At 61.6% G+C, this 19,654-nt stretch carries 16 protein-coding genes, 2 tRNA genes and 1 pseudogene; 4 read left to right on the top strand and 15 right to left on the bottom strand.

From position 1 onward, the window contains the following. The first annotated feature begins 32 nt into the window (after positions 1 to 32). The 4 genes from CAG18_RS11620 (at position 33) to CAG18_RS11605 (ending at position 3,148) form a co-directional block, all read left to right on the top strand. Positions 33 to 119 (top strand) — tRNA-Leu (locus tag CAG18_RS11620). Between the two features lie 88 nt (positions 120 to 207). After that, positions 208 to 294 (top strand) — tRNA-Leu (locus tag CAG18_RS11615). Positions 295 to 569: 275 nt separating this feature from the next. After that, complete coding sequence (locus CAG18_RS11610) at positions 570 to 1,583, top strand: extracellular solute-binding protein (protein WP_085720924.1); 1,014 nt, start codon at positions 570 to 572, stop codon at positions 1,581 to 1,583. After that, positions 1,583 to 3,148: an iron ABC transporter permease gene (locus CAG18_RS11605; protein WP_085720923.1), complete on the top strand. Its 1,566-nt coding sequence runs from the start codon at positions 1,583 to 1,585 to the stop codon at positions 3,146 to 3,148. The genes CAG18_RS11610 and CAG18_RS11605 overlap by 1 nt, the downstream gene beginning before the upstream one ends. A 143-nt stretch (positions 3,149 to 3,291) precedes the next feature. On the opposite strand, the gene CAG18_RS11600 is transcribed toward CAG18_RS11605, so the two are convergent. The 15 genes and pseudogenes from CAG18_RS11600 to CAG18_RS11530 all read right to left on the bottom strand — a co-directional run bounded on the left by CAG18_RS11600 (position 3,292) and on the right by CAG18_RS11530 (position 19,653). Then, a complete protein-coding gene (locus tag CAG18_RS11600; RefSeq protein ID WP_003259005.1) occupies positions 3,292 to 3,720 on the bottom strand; it encodes a hypothetical protein in 429 nt (142 codons plus the stop codon). A gap of 383 nt (positions 3,721 to 4,103) precedes the next feature. Beyond that, complete coding sequence (locus CAG18_RS11590; RefSeq protein ID WP_085720921.1) at positions 4,104 to 5,075, bottom strand: hypothetical protein; 972 nt, start codon at positions 5,073 to 5,075, stop codon at positions 4,104 to 4,106. 9 nt (positions 5,076 to 5,084) lie between these two features. After that, complete coding sequence (locus CAG18_RS11585) at positions 5,085 to 5,573, bottom strand: type VI secretion system tube protein Hcp (RefSeq protein WP_003259004.1); 489 nt, start codon at positions 5,571 to 5,573, stop codon at positions 5,085 to 5,087. Positions 5,574 to 5,804: 231 nt separating this feature from the next. Then, complete coding sequence (locus tag CAG18_RS11580) at positions 5,805 to 6,296, bottom strand: DUF2867 domain-containing protein (RefSeq protein WP_085720920.1); 492 nt, start codon at positions 6,294 to 6,296, stop codon at positions 5,805 to 5,807. A gap of 176 nt (positions 6,297 to 6,472) precedes the next feature. Then, a complete protein-coding gene (locus CAG18_RS27490) occupies positions 6,473 to 7,177 on the bottom strand; it encodes a methyl-accepting chemotaxis protein (RefSeq protein ID WP_371053067.1) in 705 nt (234 codons plus the stop codon). Between the two features lie 201 nt (positions 7,178 to 7,378). Continuing rightward, positions 7,379 to 7,591, bottom strand: a pseudogene (locus tag CAG18_RS27485) (methyl-accepting chemotaxis protein); the annotation flags it as partial. A 1,111-nt stretch (positions 7,592 to 8,702) separates the two neighbouring features. Further along, positions 8,703 to 9,995, bottom strand: coding sequence for an adenylosuccinate synthase (locus CAG18_RS11570; protein WP_013974430.1), 1,293 nt, complete (start codon positions 9,993 to 9,995; stop codon positions 8,703 to 8,705). Between the two features lie 56 nt (positions 9,996 to 10,051). Next, positions 10,052 to 11,239, bottom strand: coding sequence for an ATP phosphoribosyltransferase regulatory subunit (locus CAG18_RS11565; RefSeq protein ID WP_013974431.1), 1,188 nt, complete (start codon positions 11,237 to 11,239; stop codon positions 10,052 to 10,054). Positions 11,240 to 11,541: 302 nt separating this feature from the next. Next, positions 11,542 to 12,411: a protease modulator HflC gene (gene hflC / locus CAG18_RS11560; RefSeq protein ID WP_063911924.1), complete on the bottom strand. Its 870-nt coding sequence runs from the start codon at positions 12,409 to 12,411 to the stop codon at positions 11,542 to 11,544. Then, positions 12,411 to 13,592 carry an FtsH protease activity modulator HflK gene (gene hflK, locus CAG18_RS11555; RefSeq protein ID WP_024087812.1) on the bottom strand — a complete coding sequence of 394 codons (1,182 nt, stop codon included), beginning with the start codon at positions 13,590 to 13,592 and terminating at the stop codon, positions 12,411 to 12,413. Before hflK ends, hflC begins: the two co-directional genes overlap by 1 nt. Positions 13,593 to 13,688: 96 nt before the next feature. Then, positions 13,689 to 14,990 carry a ribosome rescue GTPase HflX gene (gene hflX, locus CAG18_RS11550; RefSeq protein ID WP_015272005.1) on the bottom strand — a complete coding sequence of 434 codons (1,302 nt, stop codon included), beginning with the start codon at positions 14,988 to 14,990 and terminating at the stop codon, positions 13,689 to 13,691. A gap of 12 nt (positions 14,991 to 15,002) precedes the next feature. After that, on the bottom strand, positions 15,003 to 15,263 hold the full coding sequence (gene hfq / locus CAG18_RS11545) for an RNA chaperone Hfq (RefSeq protein ID WP_003258160.1): 261 nt from the start codon (positions 15,261 to 15,263) through the stop codon (positions 15,003 to 15,005). Between the two features lie 94 nt (positions 15,264 to 15,357). Continuing rightward, a complete protein-coding gene (gene miaA / locus CAG18_RS11540) occupies positions 15,358 to 16,329 on the bottom strand; it encodes a tRNA (adenosine(37)-N6)-dimethylallyltransferase MiaA (protein WP_013974436.1) in 972 nt (323 codons plus the stop codon). 1 nt (position 16,330) lies between these two features. Beyond that, complete coding sequence (gene mutL, locus CAG18_RS11535; RefSeq protein ID WP_085720919.1) at positions 16,331 to 18,226, bottom strand: DNA mismatch repair endonuclease MutL; 1,896 nt, start codon at positions 18,224 to 18,226, stop codon at positions 16,331 to 16,333. Next, on the bottom strand, positions 18,223 to 19,653 hold the full coding sequence (locus CAG18_RS11530; protein WP_085720918.1) for an N-acetylmuramoyl-L-alanine amidase: 1,431 nt from the start codon (positions 19,651 to 19,653) through the stop codon (positions 18,223 to 18,225). The genes mutL and CAG18_RS11530 overlap by 4 nt, the downstream gene beginning before the upstream one ends. Position 19,654: the final 1 nt, after the last annotated feature.

Here is a 19,654-nt window from a genome sequence, read left to right as displayed (position 1 = left end):
CGCTGTAAAGCATCAAGTAATCTCGAATGTGTGCCCAGGTGGCGGAATTGGTAGACGCGCTGGTTTCAGGTATCAGTGGCTTAACGGCCGTGGAAGTTCGAGTCTTCTCCTGGGCACCAAATATTTTCAAGTAACAGATGACCAAGGATCTGTTACTACTGTGTGAAAGCGAACGATAGTCGCCTTCCTCAGATGATGCAAAGCTTTGCCCAGGTGGCGGAATTGGTAGACGCGCTGGTTTCAGGTATCAGTGACTTAACGGTCGTGGAAGTTCGAGTCTTCTCCTGGGCACCATACAAAAACCCACTAGCCTTGCTAGTGGGTTTTTTCTTGCCTGCGATTTTTGTATCCCTCCTCTTTCGGTCATAGGTGCAAACCTGTGCCGGCCTCTTCGCGGGCGCGCCCGCTCCCACAGAATCATCACAGGCCTTCCGGCTAGTGAAATACCTGACACCTTCAGACTCTTGCACCTTGGTCTGACCATGAATTTCTCGTCACCCGGCCACTTGAGAAACGATTTCGTTTACCATTGTTTCCAAATATGTAGCCGTAAGCGAGGAAGTACCCGCATGACGATCCGCCCGCAACCGCTGATGCGTACCTTGGCCGCCGCCGTGCTGAGCCTGGCCATCGGCGCTCCGGCCGCCATGGCAGACGCACCGGTCACCCTGACCATGTACAACGGTCAGCACAAGGAAATCGGCGAGGCCATCGCCAAGGCCTACGAGGCCAAGACCGGCGTCCACATCAATATTCGCAAGGGCAGCAGCAACCAGCTGGCCAGCCAGATCATCGAGGAAGGCGAACGCTCGCCGGCCGACATCATCTACACCGAAGAGTCCCCCCCCCTGAACAACCTGGGCGAACTGGGCCTGCTGGCAAAGATCGATGACGCCACCGCGAACATGATGCCCAAGGAGTACGTTGGCGCCAACGGCACCTGGATGGGCATCACCGCCCGTACGCGCATCGTCGTCTTCAACCCGAAGAAGGTCGACGAGAAAGACTTGCCGACCACAGTGATGGACTTTGCCAACCCCGAGTGGGAAGGCCGCGTCGGCTATGTGCCCACCAGCGGCGCCTTCCAGGAACAGGCCGTGGCCATCCTGAAGATGCACGGGCGAGAAGCCACCGAAGAATGGCTGACCGGCCTGAAGGCATTCGGCAAGACCTACACCAACAACATGGTCGCCCTCAAAGCCGTGGAAAAAGGCGAAGTGGCTGCGGTACTGGTGAACAACTACTACTGGTATGCGCTGGAGCGCGAGCGCGGCAAGCTGGACACCAAGCTCTACTACCTGGCCGATGGCGATGCCGGCAACCTGGTCACCATTTCCGGCGCAGCGGTGGTCAAGGCCAGCAAGCACCCGAAAGAAGCCCAGGCCCTGCTCAACTGGATGGCCAGCGAAGAAGGCCAGCGCGTGATCACCCAGACCACCGCCGAGTACCCGCTGCACAAAGGCATGGTCTCCGACCGTGGCCTGAAACCGTTCGAAGACCTGCGCCCGCCGAAGATCTCACCAGCCGACCTGGGCAATGCCGAGGAAGCGATCGAGCTTGAGCGCGAGGTCGGCCTGCTCTGATGACTGCCGCCCTGTCCGAGCCGGTGCCGGTACGCTTCGTACCGCGCCGCAAGCGCCCCTCCGTCTGGGTGGTGCTGCCTGTGCTGTTCCTGGTAGCGATGAGCTTGCTGCCTTTGCTGTACGTTGCCATGAAAGCCTGGGAGGCCGGCTGGCGCGAAGCCTTGCACCTGCTGTGGCGGCCGTTTGTCTGGGGGCTGATGCGCAACACCCTGATGCTGATGGTCGGGGTGACGCTGACCTGCATGGTGGTCGGCTTGGCCCTGGCCTGGCTGCTGGAGCGCAGCAACCTGGCCGGCCGCCGGTTGTGGGGCGTGGTGCTGTGCCTGCCGTTCGCCGTGCCGTCGTTCGTCAGCAGCTTCACCTGGGTGTCGCTGAGCTCGGACTTCGAAGGGCTGGGCGGGGCGATCATGGTCATGGCCCTGTCCAAGTACCCACTGGTGTTCCTGCCGGTGGCCGCGACCCTGCGCAACCTCGATACCTCGCTGGAGGAATCGGCACGTACGCTGGGCTGCAGCCGCTGGGGCGTATTCATCAAGGTCACCCTGCCGCTGCTGTGGCCATCGATGCTGGGCGGCGCGCTGCTGATCGCCCTGCACATGCTGGTGGAGTTCGGCGCTTTGTCGATCCTCGGCTTGCAAACCTTCACCACGGCGATTTACCAGCAGTTCGAACTGGAGTTCAGCAATGCCAACGCGGCCATGCTGTCCGCCGTACTGTTGGCGATGTGCCTGGTGATGCTGTGGCTTGAACTGCGGGTACGTGGCAAGGCCCGCCACGTGCGCATCGGCCAGGGTGTGGCGCGGCGAGCACAACCGGTGCGGCTGCGTGGTTGGGCAGTGCTGGCGCAACTGTTCTGCGTGGGCCTGGCGGTGTTGGGCAGCGGTATTCCGCTGGCCATGCTCGGCTACTGGTTGAGCGTGGGTTCATCGGCGGCATTCCCTGTTGCAGCCATTTCCAAGGCGCTGTTCACCTCGTTGTCGGTGTCGCTGGGGGGTGCCGGTCTCTGCGTGTTGCTAGCCCTGCCAATCAGCTTCCTGGTGGTGCGCTACAAGGGCCGCCTGGCAATCTGGGCCGAGCGCCTGCCATACCTGTTGCACGCCCTGCCCGGCCTGGTGATTGCCCTGACCCTGGTGTTCTTCGCCCTGCATTACGTGCCGGCGCTGTACCAGACCACGGCACTGTTGCTGCTGGCCTATGCGCTGCTGTTCCTGCCGCTGGCGCAGTCGCCGGTGCGCACCGCACTGAACAAGGCTTCGCCGACGCTGGAGGAAGCCGCACGCACCTTGGGCGCGAGCAGCTTTGCCGCGTTTTGCCGGGTGACCTTGCCGATCATCTTCCCGGCCATGGCGGCAGCCTTTGCCCTGGTGTTCCTGGATGCCATGAAGGAACTGACAGCTACCTTGCTGCTCAGCCCGACCGGCATGACCACCCTGGCCACCGAGGTATGGGCGCATACGGCCAACGTCGAGTTCGCGGCGGCGGCGCCTTATGCGGCGTTGTTGATTGTGGTTTCGGGGTTGCCGGTTTATCTGCTGACTACGCGGATGTATTTGAACAAGGCTTGAGAAAACGCCCCGAGCCACCACTCGGTCCGGGGCAGATTCCTGCTAAACATTAGAAAAACGCAACCAGCACTTCTCACCTGAACTGCCCACTCCGTCGAAACACCAAAAAACCAAGAACAACCAAAAACCCATACCTAAACAATCTAACAATGACTATTGTAAAACGATTCCCAGCCACTAAACACAAACATAGCACCGAACAAGAAGAACAATAAAACATTCAAAGTAACTAGCACCCTTCTCCACTTAATCGGAAAGCGCCCTACCTCATCGAGGTCAACCAGACCTCTACGCGCATACAGCCTCGGAATCATCAACACCATGCCAATCGACCCCGCACGTACGGATTTACCCCAAAACCCGTAGTTGGAAAACACCTTTTTGTAATCACTTACCACCTTACAATTTGGCAGATAGGTTTCAAACATATCGGTATAGCGATAAATCACGTAAGCACCCATGACCTCAACAGGAATCATCAGGCCAAATATAATGAGCGCAAACCACCCAGGATCAAAACAGAACACGCTTAAATCTATCACCAGCACCCCAAATCCAATTTCCTCGGCCATCGCTCCCCTGATCTACGTTCGAAACCTCAACCAAATGCAAAACACCCCAAACACAACAAACAAAAACAGATGAAAAAACCACAACCCTATTAAGATCCTCGTTAACCCGAGAGGAGCACTGTGGACATCTCCAGCATCCAGCATACCCTTACGAATGCTGAAGCCCTTTATTGACAGCATGACGGAAATTGACCCCAAGCGCATCATTCGACCTAACATGCCCGCATGAAAATACAACCGCTTGTTATCTATTACCATTCGACTATTATGAAAAAATGATTCGATTTCCTCCAGCCAGCGAAATGCGACGATAACCCAAACGCCAAAAAGTAGAATTGTCGTAGCCAGTAGGGATATACCGAACACCACGATCTGTATATTACTCATCGTACTGTCTCATACAAAACCTCCCCAAAAGACTCTCCTCCCATCGTACCCAGACCTCCACCCAAGACACCTCCAGCAGCCCCCACGATTACCGCGCAAGTAATAGCCCCCGTTCCAGCGGTGGGTATTCCTACAGCGAGGCATACCGCCGGACCCGCCAATCCCCCGACATAGCCACCCAGGCTACCGCCCATCAATCCGGCAACTAGCGAACTCCTTTCGACATACTTAGCCTTTCTACACTCATCCTCCCGCCCAAGCACGCAAGCGTTACGAATGGACAGTTCGGTTGACGCCACATCAAGCGCCATCCCTAAATACGTACCTTTTTTTGCCCAATTAGCGGCCTTCGCCACGCCAGATATTTTTTCTGCATACCCTTTAATCTCACCACCGTGAAGAAATCTTTTGGTAGATATATCCAGCGCATGCTTGATTTTACCCCGATTGCGCAACCCTGCCCCATACGCAGCCATACTATCCAACTGCCCCTCCAACTTCAAAAACAACGCTGTACGTTTCGAGTAGAATTCATCACGAGCTTTCAACGTGCCTTGATGCAAATAATCTCGGTGTAGCTGCTCTATCTCCTCTAACGTTTTCTTGATAGCTTCAAGATACTTACTCCAAGCGTCACTAGCTGTACCTGCGCCGATTGAAGCACGGGACAGCAAGCTCTGCAGCAGTTCAAAATTTTCCAGAAGGAACCCGTCAAACCCACCGCCGTTCAATTCGATGTCAAGGTGTATACCTAACGCCTTCCCCATGAGAAATGCCTCATGAGCAGTACAGGACGGCGTGCTTGGGTCACCCACGATTATCAGCTCGCCAGGGAAAACAACAGTGTTGAGGATATGCGCATTCAACACATCAAACTTGGCCCGCTGATTCGCGTTCATGGCTGTATCGGCCTTCAGCGACTCATACGACTGTGCATGGGAATTGATAAAGCTACGCGCCTCGGACATGGTCGTACCTCACGCATACTTTTTGTTGTTAATACGGTCCCAGCCGCCCGTGACGTTGCCACCAGCACCGCCATCGAGGCGTTTCTGACGCGTGTAGGTGGTCTTGATACGGCCATAGTTCAGTTGCACCACCTCCATCGGCACGCCGGCACTGGCGCTCTGGGTGTAGTCAGCGATGATCACTTCTTCGAGGACGACCTCGTAGTACTTGAGCTTGTCGCCACCCGCACGACACAGCACCAACTTCACTTCTTTCAGGTGCTGGCCGGCACAGCTGGCTTCCAGCAGCTTGCAGCTGGCGCTGTCCAGGTGCTTGGTGAAAGAGAAGTTGGTGAGGGTGGTGCGGCCTGATGATGCGCCGCCCGCAGAACTGGCGGTGGCAGAGGTGCTCTGGTTGGCACCAAACTTATAGCCAGCGATCTCGATCCAGTTAGTGAACTGCTCGTCCAGCGCCTCACCAGCGATTTCGTTGATTTGAATATAAGCATCGAAAGCCATGCTTACCTCTCCCTGGTAATGTTTGGGCTGATAACGACAACGCTCTGATATTGTCGTCTTGCGGTTGTGCCTGAAAAGCTCACGGCGGATTAGCGCTGTCGCCTCAAGGCCCGGTTGACACTAGTTCCCTGTGCCAAGCCACGCAATAGCACGCGCTCACCAAGGCAAACTTTGGGAAGTTACCTACAACATCAGGTAAAAATTCTGATTTATCAGGTAAGAATCTGCTGCTTATCGACGCTCGAAACGATCGCCCTGCAAGTTGCTCAGCATCCGCCGCACGATCACGCCATGAACCCATCCAACCGGTACCATGTACAAACGCCCAAAGGTGTTGAAGCACTTCACCGAGGTGGTCACGTTCAACTGCGGGAAGCCGCACTCCCCTGTCGACACATCCATGCAGACCATGACGGCCAAGTGCGTATCGCGCGAGGTCAGCACCAGTTGCTGGTCGCTGATGGCCTCGACAGTGAAGAAGTCCAGACCCTCGCCGACGGCTGGTACATGCTCTGGATCGCGGCGAGTGAAGCCGTGGATATCGGCGACATTGAAACGACGTGAGATGTAGTCGCGAATTTGAAAAGCCAAGGCCAGCCAGCCGGGGACGTCCGAGGTCATGGCGCAGTAGGCTTGCAGGGCGGTCAGCGGTACCGTCAGCTGCACGCTGTCAGTGTGGAGAAAATCAAGGCATGCCTTGGCGGCGACCAGTTGGGCGGACATGAGCAACTCCCTTTGTCATGTGTCGCCGACAGCTTAGCAACATGACTCGCTGTAGGAGCGGCCTTGTGTCGCGAAAGGGCTGCGCAGCGGCCCCGGCAATTTCAGCGTTCAAGCAGATATCCCGGGGCTGCTGCGCAGCCCTTTCGCGACACAAGGCCGCTCCTACAGGGACCGCATCAAGCTCTGAATTGGCCCAGGCTGGCACGCAGCTGTGCCGCCAGGTCATCCAGCACCTTGCTACTGGCCGTTGTCTGCATCACCACCTCGGCCGAGCGTTCGGCCTGGGCGTGTATGGTTTCCACCCGTCCACGCACTGCCTGCGCCCCGCTCGCCTGCTGCTCGGCCGCCCGGGTGGCCAGGCCGATGGCTGCATGCACCTGCTCCACCGCCGCCTGCACCGACTGCTGGCGGCGCTCGTTGTCACGCAGCACCAGCAGCCCTTCGCTGGCCTTGAGCCCGGCCTGGCTGATGGTGGCCACGGCCTCCTTGGCCCCCTTCTGCAGCGCGGCGATATGCGCCTGGATATCTCCCGTGGAACTTTGCGTCTTGCTCGCCAGCGCCCGCACCTCATCGGCCACCACGGCAAACCCGCGCCCGGTTTCACCAGCACGGGCGGCTTCGATGGCCGCGTTCAAGGCCAGCAGGTTGGTCTGTTCGGCGATGCCGTGGATAACCGTCAGCACCACTTCGATCTGCTCGCTCTGCTTGGCCAGGCGCTCGATCACCTGGGAGCCGGCCTCCACCTGCCCGGCCAGGTTCTCGATCAAACCGGCTAGCTGGGTTGATGTGCGGCTGTTCTCGTCAGTTGCCTGGCGGATATCCACCACCTGCTGCAGGGCTGCCTGCATCGCGTGGCTTTCAGCCTGGGCCTCGTCGGCCATGCTTGACAGGTCGCGCAGGCTGGCCGCCACTTCATCGCGTTGCAGCGCAGCGGCAGCATCGGCGCCGGCATTGCGCTGGGCCATTGCGCCAATCTCAACGCCGGTACGCTGCGCCACCTCGCCGGCCTCGCGCACGATGGGCTGCAGCTTGTCGACAAAGCGGTTCACCGCCGAGGCCATGTCGCCGATTTCATCGCGGCTGTCGAGCAGCACGCGCTTGGTCAGGTCGCCTTCACCGGCAGCGAGGTCGTCGAGTGCAGCGATCAGCAGGCGCAGCTTGCTCAACACCCGCCGGCCAAGCACCACGGCTACCACCAGCAGCACCCCTAGGCCGACCAGCACCAGCCCCAGGCCGATGCGCCAACGCAGCTCTGCAGCAGCATCGCGAACCGTCTGTGCTGTATTGGCCTGCATCGCGGCGGCGCTGCCCTGGGCCTTTTCCAAACGCTCGCGCAGGGTGTTGCCACTCTCAGCCGCAGCACCGACCAGGCTGTCACCGACCAGTTGCTCACCACTGGTGATAAGGGCGGCGAAGCGCTGGTCGAGCGCCTTGAGCTCCTGGTCGATGCCAGCCGTGGAAACACCCATCACCACCTTGCCGATTTCCGCACCATTGGGGCTGATTGAGGCCTCGACGAAGTACACCGCCGGGTCCCGCCGTGCCGCGTCGATCACCTTGTCCAGCGCACGCTCGCCCTGACCTTTTTCCATCAACGCCTGGTTGATCGGGTTCTGCCGGTTCAGGTAGCGGGTAAGGTGCTGGCCCTGAGCGTCGTCGTAAACCACAAACAGCACGTTGGGGTTGCGCTGGGCGCGGCGCGCGAAGTCGGAGAGCACCGGCACATCGTTGTCCCAGATCGCCCGCGGTGCGACCGACGCCAGCAGCTCGGCCATATCGTTGGCGGAGTCCTTGAGGTTCTTCTCCAGCGTGCTGCGCAGCTGCTGCTGCTCGCTTTGCAGACGTGCCGACAAACCTGCACTCAGGCGCTGGCGGGTGCTGCTGGAGAGGCCGTCGAGGCCTGAGCGCACATCTTGCCCGGCTTGCTCCAACTCACTGGCGAGTTGGCGGCTGTCATTGCCCAGGCGTTCACCCAGGTCGGCTTCCAGGGCGGTGACCGTGCTTCGGGTAAGCGCAACGGCGACCAGCACCTGCACCAAAAGAGCGATACCAAGGGCAACAAACACAGGCCGCAAAAGGCGGCTTCGTAACAGTGAGAGGATGGCAGACACGGTGAACCCTCGTGTTTTCTGGCGCCACTATTCTGATGGCATCTACAGAAACTTCTTACAGCAAGGGTTGTGCCGGAGGCAGCAGGGATAAATGCCAAGGTTCAGCAGTGTGCTTGCCTGCACCGGCCCTATCGCCGGCAAGCCAGCTCCCACAGGTTCACCACAAGTCTTGGGGGTTGCGAGGTCCCTGTGGGAGCCGGCTTGCCGGCGATAGGGCCAGTACAGGCATACCCCACAAATGAAAACGCCGCAGCCCCTTTCAGGGCCACGGCGTCAGATCAGCCTGGAAGGCAGATCAGGCAAACGGATGACGCAGCACGATGGTCTCGTTGCGGTCCGGGCCGGTGGAGATGATGTCGATCGGCGCGCCGATCAGCTCTTCGATGCGCTTGATATAGGCGCGAGCGTTAGCCGGCAGTTCTTCCAGGGTTTTCACGCCCAGGGTCGATTCGCTCCAGCCTGGCATCTCTTCGTACACCGGCTCCAGGCCGATGTAGCTGTCGGCATCGGAAGGCGCGTCGATGACGGCACCGTTCTCGTTCTTGTAGCCAACGCAGATGTTGATGGTTTCCAGGCCATCCAGTACGTCCAGCTTGGTCAGACAGATGCCCGAGATGCTGTTGACGTCGATGGCGCGACGCAGGATCACGGCATCGAACCAGCCGCAACGGCGCGCACGGCCGGTGGTGGAGCCGAACTCATGGCCACGCTTGGCCAGGGTAGCGCCAGTCTCGTCGAACAGTTCGGTCGGGAACGGACCGGAACCTACGCGAGTGGTGTAGGCCTTGGTGATACCCAGGATGTAGTCCAGGTACATCGGGCCAACGCCAGAACCGGTGGAGATACCGCCAGCGGTGGTGTTGGAGCTGGTGACGTACGGGTAGGTACCGTGGTCGATGTCCAGCAGCGAGCCCTGGGCACCTTCGAACATGATGTCCTTGCCAGCGCGACGCAGGTTGTGCAGCTCGGCGGTGACGTCGAGCATCATCGGCTTGAGCTGTTCGGCATAGGCCATGCACTCGTCCAGGGTCTGCTGGAAGTCGATGGCCGGCTCTTTGTAGTAGTTCACCAGCTGGAAGTTGTGGTAGTCCAGCAGCTCACCCAGCTTGGCGGCGAAACGCTCGCGGTGGAACAGGTCGCCCACGCGCAGGCCGCGGCGTGCGACCTTGTCTTCGTAGGCTGGGCCGATACCGCGACCGGTGGTACCGATCTTGGCTTCGCCGCGGGCTTTTTCGCGGGCCTGGTCCAGGGCAACGTGGTACGACAGGATCAGCGGCGCAGCCGGGCTGATGCGCAGGCGCTCGCGCACCGGCACGCCCTTCTCTTCCAGCTTGGTGATTTCACGCATCAGGGCATCCGGGGCAACGACCACGCCGTTGCCGATCAGGCACTGTACGCCTTCACGCAGGATACCGGACGGAATCAGGTGCAGAACGGTCTTTTCACCGTTGATCACCAGGGTGTGACCCGCGTTGTGGCCACCCTGGTAGCGCACTACGGCGGCAGCATGTTCGGTCAGCAGATCGACGATCTTGCCTTTGCCCTCATCACCCCACTGGGTGCCCAGGACGACGACATTCTTACCCATTACATTGGTCCTCATTCACGCAAACTTGGTTGCCGGCCTACTGCCGGCGCAGAAACTCACTGGGCCAGCGGCAGAACCTGCCAGCGCCCGTCTTGCTGAATCAATTGCCGATCACAATCCGCCTCGAGAGCAGCACTCAACGGCTGGCCAGGCAGGGCCTGGACCACACGCTGGCCCTCGTTGCGCAACTGGCAGACTTGCTGCCAGAGGGCCGCGTCGCCACTGTCCGGCATCCAGATGCCGCCAGTTGGCAATACGACCTCCGCTCGCCCCAGTGTGACCAGGGTCTTCAAATCCGTGGAGAAACCGGTGGCCGGGCGGGCCCGGCCGAAATCGGCGCCGATGTCGTCATAGCGCCCGCCCTGGGCGATCGATTGGCCTTCGCCCGGCACGAACACGGCGAACACCACGCCTGTGTGATAGTGGTAACCGCGCAGCTCGCCGAGGTCGAAGTACAGCGGCAGGTCCGGGAAGCGCGACGCCAGGCGATCGGCGATCGCCAGCAGGTCGTCCAGCGCCGCCAGCACGCTGGCCGGGGCTCGGCCCAGGCGCACGCGGGCTTCGGCCAGCACTTCGCGGCCACCGCACAGTTCCACCAGCGCGCGCAGCATGTTGCCCAGGTCCTTCGGCAGGTCGGCGGTCAGCACCTGAACCTCATCCACGGCCTTGCGCTGCAGGGCGTCGAACAGCTGCTGCTCGACCGCGCCGGACAGGCCGGCAGCACGGGCCAGGCCGCGGTAGATACCGACGTGGCCCAGGTCCATGTGCACATCTGGCACATCGGTCAGCTGCAGCGTGGCGAGCATCAGGCTGATGACTTCGACATCGCTGGTGGGGCTGGCGTCGCCGTACAGCTCGGCACCCAGCTGGATCGGGCTACGCGAGGTGGACAGGGCACGCGGCTGGGCGTGCAGCACGCTGCCGGCATAGCACAGGCGGCTCGGGCCTTCACGGCGCAGGGTGTGGGCGTCAATGCGCGCCACCTGCGGGGTGAAGTCGGCGCGGAAGCCCATCAGGCGACCGGACTGCGGGTCTACTACCTTGAAGGTGCGCTGATCCAGGTCCTGGCCGGCGCCGGTGAGCAGCGACTCCAGGTACTCGATATGCGGGGTGACGACCAGCTCGTAGCCCCAACTCTGGAACAGGTCCAACACCTGGCGGCGCGCGATCTCGATGCGCGCGGCCTCAGGTGGCAGTACTTCCTCGATGCCATCTGGCAGCAGCCAGCGGTCTACCGTTGCCATTACGCCATTTCCCCTCTGGTCCGGGCGGCTTGCCAAGCAGGCGAGCCGTCAGTAAAGCCGGTATCGCGCACAGCAGCGGGCAGCACTGATCCCAGCGCAGCCACCGTACCCGACACCCTCGAATTGCCTTGCGACCTGACCAATCCGCCAACTGGCGGTTTGCCAATCAACCTTGCAGACGCAAAAAAGCCGGGAAATTTCCCGGCTGCCTCATCATACACCCCTTTTCATTCAGGATGCACCCCGCCTGGCGTTTTAGCTGCCAGGCGGGGAGCCGCCGCATGAAAATCAGGGCCTGAGCATCACGGCCTGCTCTTGTCCAGGAAGCGGAAGAACTCGTTCTTCGGATCCAAGACCAGCACGTCGCTCTTGCTCGAGAAGCTCTCGCGGTACGCCTGCAGGCTACGGTAGAACGCGTAGAAATCAGGGTCCTGAGTGTAGGCCTTGGCGTAGATGGCGGCCGCCTGGGCGTCGCCGTCACCGCGGGTTTCCTCTGCTTCGCGATAGGCCTCAGCCAGCAGTACGCGGCGCTGACGATCGGCATCGGCACGGATACCTTCAGCAAGCTCGTTACCCTTGGCGCGGTGCTCACGGGCTTCACGTTCACGCTCGGTGCTCATGCGGTCGAACACGCTGCGGTTAACTTCCTTCGGCAGGTCGATGGCCTTGACGCGCACGTCGACCACCTCGATACCCAGCTCCTTCGCGGCCATGCGGTTCAGCGAAGCAGTGATGTCAGCCATCAGCGCGTCACGTTCACCGGAAACCACTTCGTGCAGGGTACGTTTACCGAACTGGTCACGCAGGCCGCTTTCCAGACGACGCGACAGACGCTCGTCGGCGATCTGTTTCATGCCGGATGTGGCGGTGTAGAAACGTTCGGCGTCCTTGACGCGCCACTTGGCGTAGGCGTCGACCATCACCGCTTTCTTCTCCAGAGTCAGGAACCGCTGGGTCGGGGCGTCGAGGGTCATCAGGCGGGCGTCGAACTTGCGCACCTGGTTCACGTACGGAATCTTCACGTGCATGCCCGGCTGTACGTCCGCCTGGACTACCTTACCGAAGCGCAGCAATACCGCACGCTCGGTCTGGGACACGATGTAGAAGCTGTTCCAGGCCACGATGGCCAGGACCACGGCGGCGATCAGGGCGATCAGCGATCTGTTGCTCATCAGCGGCTCTCCCTAGTGCGCAGCGGCTGCTGTTGCTGTTGCAGGTCCTGCGCCGCACGGGCGGCCGCATCGTTGACCGATGGCGACACGCTGGTGGTCGGCGCGGACGGGTTGCGGCTGCCTTCGACCATCTTGTCCAGCGGCAGGTAGAGCAGGTTGTTCTGCCCGTCCTTGGTTGCCACCATGACCTTGCTCGAATTGCTGTAGACCTCTTGCATGGTCTCCAGGTACAGGCGCTGACGGGTCACGTCAGGTGCCTTGCGGTACTCGGCGACCAGCTTGGTGAAGCGGTCGGCCTCACCCTTGGCGCGGGCAATGACTTCGTCGCGGTAACCGTTGGCGTCCTCGATGATGCGCTGGGCCTGACCACGGGCTTCCGGCACCACGCCATTGGCGTAGGACTCGGCCTGGTTGCGGGCACGCTGCTCGTCTTCACGGGCTCGGATCACGTCGTCGAAGGCTTCCTGCACTTCACGCGGGGCAGCCGCGCTCTGTACGTTGACCTGGGTGACAGTGATACCGGTACGGTAGGTGTCGAGGAAACGCTGCAGGCGCTCGCGGATATCCACGGCCATCTGCTCACGACCTTCGGTCAGCACCTGGTCCATCGAGGTGGAGCCCACCACATGGCGCAGGGCACTCTCGGTCGCGTGCTGCAGGCTGACCTCAGGCTGGTCGACGTTGAGCACGAAGTCCTGCAGGTTGCTGATCTTGTACTGGACGGTCAGCGGTACCTCGACGATGTTCTCGTCTTCGGTCAGCATCTGGCCCTGCTTGGTATAGGCACGCTCGCGCGTGACGTTCTCCATGTACTTGCGATCGATCGGCGGGAAGTAGATGTTCAGGCCGGGGCCGACCGTCTCATAGTACTTGCCGAAGCGCAGCACCACGGCCTGCTCCTGCTCGTCGACCACGTACACGGCGCTGTACAGCCAGATAGCAGCCAGCACCGCCAGGCCGATGCCCAGCAGGCCCAGGCCACCGCCCTTGCCGACATTGCGGCCACCGCCGCCACGTTTCTTGCCACTGCCGAACATGCCGTTCAGGCTGTCCTGCAATTTGCGGAAGGCCTCGTCCAGGTCCGGTGGACCTTTCTTGTCACCACCGCCGCCACCGCCATTCCGGCGACCGCCCCAGGGATCCTGATTGTTCGAGTTGCCACCCGGCTCGTTCCAAGCCATAGCGCTCTCCATCTGATAAAGCAAAGACGCGCCCACGGCGCGCCGTCCAATGCTACAGAATGCCTGTCACTGCTGCCCGGCGACCTCGACGAGCATTTATTGCAAAGTGTGTTGCTCGACAAACACTTGCGGCTCCATGCCTTCGCGGCTGACCAGGCGATTCAGTTCGACCATGGGCAGTCGCACGCTCAGCAGGCTGCGCCCTTCTTCATCATGCTCTTCACTCTGCACGGCACCCAAGGCAAAGAATTGCGCGCGCAAGCGGGCAAAACGCTGCTCCAGACACAGGGTACCGACAAACAGATCATCCCCCAGCAACTCGGCAATCGCCTGGCCGACCAGCTCCAGGCCACGCCCATCGCGTGCCGATACCCAGACCCGTTCCGGCTTGCCATCGGCATTGCGCTGGATCTGCGGCTCGACATCTTCGAGCAAGTCGAGTTTGTTATACACCTCGAGGATCGGCAACCCTTCGGCACCAATCTCGCCCAACACCGCCAGCACCTGCTCGATCTGCTCCATGCGCTCCGGCTCATGGGCGTCGATCACATGCAGCAACAAGTCGGAGTTGCTCGACTCTTCGAGCGTAGCCCGAAATGCCTCTACCAGCTTGTGCGGCAGGTGGCGAATGAAGCCCACGGTGTCGGCCAGCACGATCGGCCCCAGGTCGTTCAGCTCGAGCCGGCGCAGGGTCGGGTCGAGGGTGGCGAACAGCTGGTCCGCGGCATACACCTCGGATTCTGTCAGGGCGTTGAACAGCGTAGACTTGCCGGCGTTGGTATAACCCACCAGCGATACCGACGGAATGTCCGCACGCTTGCGCCCGCGGCGTGCCTGCTCGCGCTGGCTGCGCACCTTCTCCAGGCGTGACTTGATCTGGCGAATGCGCACCCGCAACAGGCGGCGGTCGGTTTCCAGCTGGGTTTCACCCGGGCCGCGCAGGCCGATACCACCCTTCTGTCGCTCAAGGTGGGTCCAGCCGCGCACCAGCCGCGTGCTCATGTGCTCGAGCTGGGCCAGTTCGACCTGCAGCTTGCCTTCATGGGTACGCGCCCGTTGGGCGAAGATATCGAGGATCAACCCGGTGCGGTCGAGCACACGACACTCGAACACACGCTCGAGGTTGCGCTCCTGACTGGGCGTGAGGGTGTGATTGAAAATCACCAGGTCTACCTGCTCGGCATGGACCAGGTCGTGCAACTCTTCGACCTTGCCACTGCCAATCAGGTATTTGGCGGAAGGCTGATGCCTTGCCACCGTGACCAGCGAGACGATGTCGGCACCGGCCGACAATGCCAGTTCCTGAAACTCCTGCGGGTCTTCGCGCGCCTCAGGGTTCTGACCTTCCAAGTGAACGAGCAACGCCCGCTCACCACCACCGTGGCGCTCAAAGAACAATGCAGGCTCCTATCAGGCGTTGCCTGGCTCGCTGTCGCCGTGTTCGGAATCGGACGGGCTTGGCAGGCGAACCGGACGGGCAGGAACCACGGTCGAGATGGCGTGCTTGTAGACCATCTGGCTGACGGTGTTCTTCAGCAGTACCACGAACTGGTCGAAGGACTCGATCGAACCCTGCAGTTTGATGCCGTTGACCAGATAGATGGATACCGGGACCTTTTCTTTTCTCAAGGTGTTCAAGTAAGGGTCTTGTAGCGAATGCCCTTTTGACATATGCCGCACTCCTGTAAGGATCAATAATAGAAAATCAAGAAAATCGATAAATTAGGCCGTCCCTTCGCAAGAATAGACGGCAATCAGCAGGGACTCAGCTCAATATGGAGATGGCCCCAAGGTATTTCAAGGTGCGGGACAGATTGTCGCAGGCCAGGCTGTCAAGCCAGTGTACTTCAGGCCAGCCACGCAACCAGGTGAACTGCCGCTTGGCCAGCTGCCTGGTGGCAATGATACCGCGTTCACGCATCTCATTCTCAGTCAGCTTGCCGTCCAGGTAATCCCAGACCTGCCGATACCCCACTGCCCGTATAGACGGCAGCCCGGCGTGCAAGTCACTTCTGGCTCGCAGCGATCGGACCTCGTCGACGAAGCCCTGTTCCAGCATCTGTGAAAATCGTAACGCAATTCGCTGATGCAAAATGTGACGATCTGTAGGAGCAATCGCCAAACTCGCGACAGTATAGGGCAAATGTCCGCCAGCGCCTGCGTCTGCGCCGCGACTTTCCGCGAATTGACGCTGTCGATGTGCCGTCATGCTCTCGCCACTCACCCGGTAAACCTCCAACGCCCTGATCAATCGCTGCGGGTCGTTGGGGTGGATACGCGCCGCCGACTCAGGGTCAACCTCGGCCAACTGGCGGTGCAACTCGGCCAGCCCCAGCGCTTCGGCCTGGGCTTCCAGCTCGGCACGCACCGCGGCATCGGCCGCCGGCATATCGGCCAGGCCATCGATCAACGCCTTGTAATAGAGCATGGTGCCGCCCACCAGCAACGGGATCTTGCCGCGTGCGGTGATCTCGGCCATGGCTTCCAGGGCATCGGCACGGAACTGCGCAGCCGAATAGCTTTCGGCCGGGTCGCGAATGTCGATCAGCCGGTGCGGGTGGGCGGCGAGGATTTCTTTGGAGGGCTTGGCCGAACCGATGTCCATGCCGCGGTAGACCAGCGCCGAATCGACGCTGATCAGCTCGCACGGCAGTACTTTGGTCAGCTCGATGGCCAGGTCGGTCTTGCCGGCCGCCGTCGGGCCCATCAGGAATATTGCAGGGGGCTTGCCGCTCATTTCATCGACCGCGCAGGAAGAGTTTGTCCAGGTCGTCCAGGCCCATCTGGGTCCAGGTGGGGCGACCATGGTTGCACTGGCCGCTGCGCTCGGTGTTTTCCATGTCACGCAGCAGGGCGTTCATCTCGGGGATCGCCAGGCGCCGGTTGGCGCGCACGGCACCGTGACAGGCCATGGTACCGAGCAGCTCGTTGAGGTGCGCCTGGATACGGTCGCTGGTGCCGTATTCCATCAGGTCGGCGAGTACATCCTGCACCAGGCGGTTGGCCTCGGCCTGCTTGAGCAAAGCCGGGATCTGGCGGATAGCCAAGGTCTCGGGGCCCAGACGCTGCAGTTCGAAACCCAGCCGTTGGAACCACTGCGCGTGCTCTTCGGCGCAGTCTGCTTCACGCTGGCTCAGGGCCAGGGTCTCGGGCACCAGCAGCGGCTGGCCGCTGAGGCCTTCGCTGGCCATGGCCACCTTGAGGCGCTCGTACATGATGCGCTCGTGAGCGGCGTGCATGTCTACCAGCACCAGGCCAATGGCATTCTCGGCCAGGATGTAGATACCCTTGAGCTGCGCCAACGCGTAGCCCAGCGGTGGAACATCGCCCTGGCTTTCAGGCAGCGTCGTCGGCACCGCGCCGTCATCCAGCGGTTTGTAAAATTCGCGATACACCGCCTGTGCCTCGGCGGCCGGCAGCGGCTGCGAGGGGCGCGGCGTGTACTGGTACTGGTAACCCGCACCACTACCACCGCCGGAGAATGACTGCTGCGGGCCACGCGGCTGCTCGAGCACCGGCGAGGCCAGGCGCATTTCGCCCTGGGGGCCGAACTCACCGGCCTGCGGGCCCGTGGGGCGGACCACTTCGGGTACGGCAACTGGCGCCGCCAACTGGTCTTCCGGGCGCACATCGGCCAGGGCGCGATGCAGGGTGCCATACAAGAAGTCGTGCACCGAGCGCCCCTCGCGGAAACGCACTTCGTGCTTGGTCGGGTGCACGTTGACGTCGACGCCGTTGGGCTCCAGCTCCAGGAACAGCACAAAGGTCGGGTGCCGACCATTGAACAGCACGTCGCGGTAAGCCTGGCGCACGGCGTGGGCGACCAGCTTGTCGCGCACCGCACGGCCGTTGACGAAGAAATACTGCAGGTCTGCCTGGCTGCGCGAGAACGTCGGCAGGCCGACCCAGCCCCAAAGGCGAAGGCCGTTGCGTTCCACGTCGATCGGCAGCGCCTGCTCCATGAAGCCCGGGCCGCAGATGGCGCCCACCCGCCGCGCACGGGCGGTTTCATCGTGGGCCTCGTGCAGGCTGAGGATGCTCTTGCCGTTGTGGCGCAGGTGGAAGCCGACATCGAAGCGCGCCAGCGCCAGGCGCCGTATCACTTCCTGCAGGTGATCGAATTCGGTTTTCTCGGCCTTGAGGAACTTGCGCCGGGCCGGGGTATTGAAGAACAGGTCGCGCACTTCCACCGAAGTACCCACCGGGTGCGCCGCCGGCTGCACCCGCGGGGTCATGTCGCGGCCTTCGGTTTCCACCTGCCAGGCCTCGGTAGCGCTGGCGGTACGCGAGGTAAGGGTCAGGCGCGCCACCGAGCTGATCGAGGCCAGGGCCTCACCACGGAAGCCCAGGCTCAATACCCCTTCCAGGTCTTCCAGCTCGCGGATCTTGCTGGTGGCGTGACGGGCCAGGGCCAGCGGCAGGTCGTCGGCGGAAATGCCGCTGCCATCGTCACGCACCCGCAGCAGCTTGACGCCGCCCTGCTCAACTTCCACGTCGATACGCCGGGCGCCGGAGTCCAGGCTGTTCTCCAGCAACTCTTTGGCGACAGAGGCCGGCCGCTCGACAACCTCGCCGGCGGCAATCTGGTTGGCCAGCCGCGGGCTAAGCAGCTGGATGCGCGAACCGCCAGTCATTGCGAGGCCAACGTGGTAGCGGGGATATCGAGGCGCTGGCCGACCTTCAGTTCATCGGTCTTGAGGCTGTTGGTGCTGCGCAGGCTGGTCACGCTGACCTGGTAGCGCACGGCAAGCATCGCCAGGGTCTCGCCAGGGCGTACCGTGTGCTCACGCGGGCCAGCGGCGATCTTGCCGGTGTCGCGCAGCCAGGCGATGTAGGTGCCCGGCGGCGGGTTCTGCTGGAAATACTGGCGCACACCAGTGTGGATCGAACGGGCCAAGGCCTGCTGATGGCTGGCGGTGGCCAGCTTGGCGGCTTCGTTGTTGTTCGAGATGAACCCGGTTTCAACGAGGATCGACGGAATATCCGGCGACTTCAGCACCATGAAACCGGCCTGTTCCACCCGCTGCTTGTGCAGGGAGGTAATGCGGCCCATGTTGCCCAGCACCTTCTGCCCGACATTGAGGCTGGAGCTGAGCGTGGCGGTCATCGACAGGTCGAGCAGCACGCCGGCCAGCATGCGGTCCTTGTCGTCGAGGCTGACGTTACCGGCACCACCGATCAGGTCGGAACGGTTTTCCGTGTCGGCCAGCCAGCGCGCGGTCTCGGAGGTAGCGCCGCGGTCGGACAGGGCGAACACCGAGGCGCCAAAGGCGGCGCGGGATGGCGCGGCGTCGGCATGGATCGAGATGAACAGGTCGGCGCCCTTCTTGCGGGCGATTTCCGTGCGCTTGCGCAGTGGGATGAAGTAGTCGCCGGTACGGGTCAGCTCGGCCCGGAAGCCTTTTTCGCTGTTGATCTGGCGCTGCAGTTCCTTGGCGATCTGCAGCACGATGTCTTTTTCATGCTGGCCACGCGAGCCGGATGCGCCCGGGTCTTCGCCGCCGTGACCGGCGTCGATGGCAACCACGATGTCACGCTTGCCGTTGGGAACCGGCGGCAGCTTGATGGCAGGCTGGGCCGGGCTCACCGGTACTGCTGGCGTGGTTGCAGGCGTTGGTGCCGGAGTCGGGGCCGGAGTCGGCGCGCTGGCCGCGATGGCGTCAGCCTCCTGATCGTACAGGTCGACCACCAGGCGGTTGCCGTACTGGGCATTGGGCGCCAGGGTGAAGCTTTTTGGGGTGACCGACTTTTTCAGGTCGACCACCACGCGCAGGTCTGTCGGGGTGCGCTGAGCCGAACGCACGCTGCTGATCGGCGTATTGGAGGTAGCCACGTTCAGTGGCGCGGCCAAGGTCGCGCCATTGATGTCGATAACCAGGCGATCAGGTGCGCTCAGGGTGAAGACGCTGTGCTGCACGGGGCCAGACAGGTCGAAGACCAGCCGCGTGTTGTCCGGCGCGCGCCACAGGCGCATGCTCTTGACTTGAGTGACGGCCAGAGCGTCAACGGTCACCGTTGTCAGCAGCAGCCCAACGATGGCGACCAGTGCGCGTATGCGCATA

Source organism: Pseudomonas sp. B22(2017) (assembly GCF_002113105.1).
GTDB lineage: Bacteria > Pseudomonadota > Gammaproteobacteria > Pseudomonadales > Pseudomonadaceae > Aquipseudomonas > Aquipseudomonas asiatica.
The sequence above is the reverse complement of the archived record's forward strand: the minus strand, read 5'-3'. Positions and strand labels throughout refer to the sequence as shown.

Excerpts from the sequence above, each read along its gene's own strand:
- CAG18_RS11610 (WP_085720924.1), top strand. The coding sequence starts at position 570 with ATGACGATCCGCCCGCAACCGCTGATGCGTACCTTGGCCGCCGCCGTG.
- CAG18_RS11605 (WP_085720923.1), top strand. The coding sequence starts at position 1,583 with ATGACTGCCGCCCTGTCCGAGCCGGTGCCGGTACGCTTCGTACCGCGC.
- CAG18_RS11600 (WP_003259005.1), bottom strand. The coding sequence starts at position 3,720 with ATGGCCGAGGAAATTGGATTTGGGGTGCTGGTGATAGATTTAAGCGTG.
- CAG18_RS11590 (WP_085720921.1), bottom strand. The coding sequence starts at position 5,075 with ATGTCCGAGGCGCGTAGCTTTATCAATTCCCATGCACAGTCGTATGAG.
- CAG18_RS11585 (WP_003259004.1), bottom strand. The coding sequence starts at position 5,573 with ATGGCTTTCGATGCTTATATTCAAATCAACGAAATCGCTGGTGAGGCG.
- CAG18_RS11580 (WP_085720920.1), bottom strand. The coding sequence starts at position 6,296 with ATGTCCGCCCAACTGGTCGCCGCCAAGGCATGCCTTGATTTTCTCCAC.
- CAG18_RS27490 (WP_371053067.1), bottom strand. The coding sequence starts at position 7,177 with ATGGCCGACGAGGCCCAGGCTGAAAGCCACGCGATGCAGGCAGCCCTG.
- CAG18_RS11570 (WP_013974430.1), bottom strand. The coding sequence starts at position 9,995 with ATGGGTAAGAATGTCGTCGTCCTGGGCACCCAGTGGGGTGATGAGGGC.
- CAG18_RS11565 (WP_013974431.1), bottom strand. The coding sequence starts at position 11,239 with ATGGCAACGGTAGACCGCTGGCTGCTGCCAGATGGCATCGAGGAAGTA.
- hflC (WP_063911924.1), bottom strand. The coding sequence starts at position 12,411 with ATGAGCAACAGATCGCTGATCGCCCTGATCGCCGCCGTGGTCCTGGCC.
- hflK (WP_024087812.1), bottom strand. The coding sequence starts at position 13,592 with ATGGCTTGGAACGAGCCGGGTGGCAACTCGAACAATCAGGATCCCTGG.
- hfq (WP_003258160.1), bottom strand. The coding sequence starts at position 15,263 with ATGTCAAAAGGGCATTCGCTACAAGACCCTTACTTGAACACCTTGAGA.
- miaA (WP_013974436.1), bottom strand. The coding sequence starts at position 16,329 with ATGAGCGGCAAGCCCCCTGCAATATTCCTGATGGGCCCGACGGCGGCC.
- mutL (WP_085720919.1), bottom strand. The coding sequence starts at position 18,226 with ATGACTGGCGGTTCGCGCATCCAGCTGCTTAGCCCGCGGCTGGCCAAC.
- CAG18_RS11530 (WP_085720918.1), bottom strand. The coding sequence starts at position 19,653 with ATGCGCATACGCGCACTGGTCGCCATCGTTGGGCTGCTGCTGACAACG.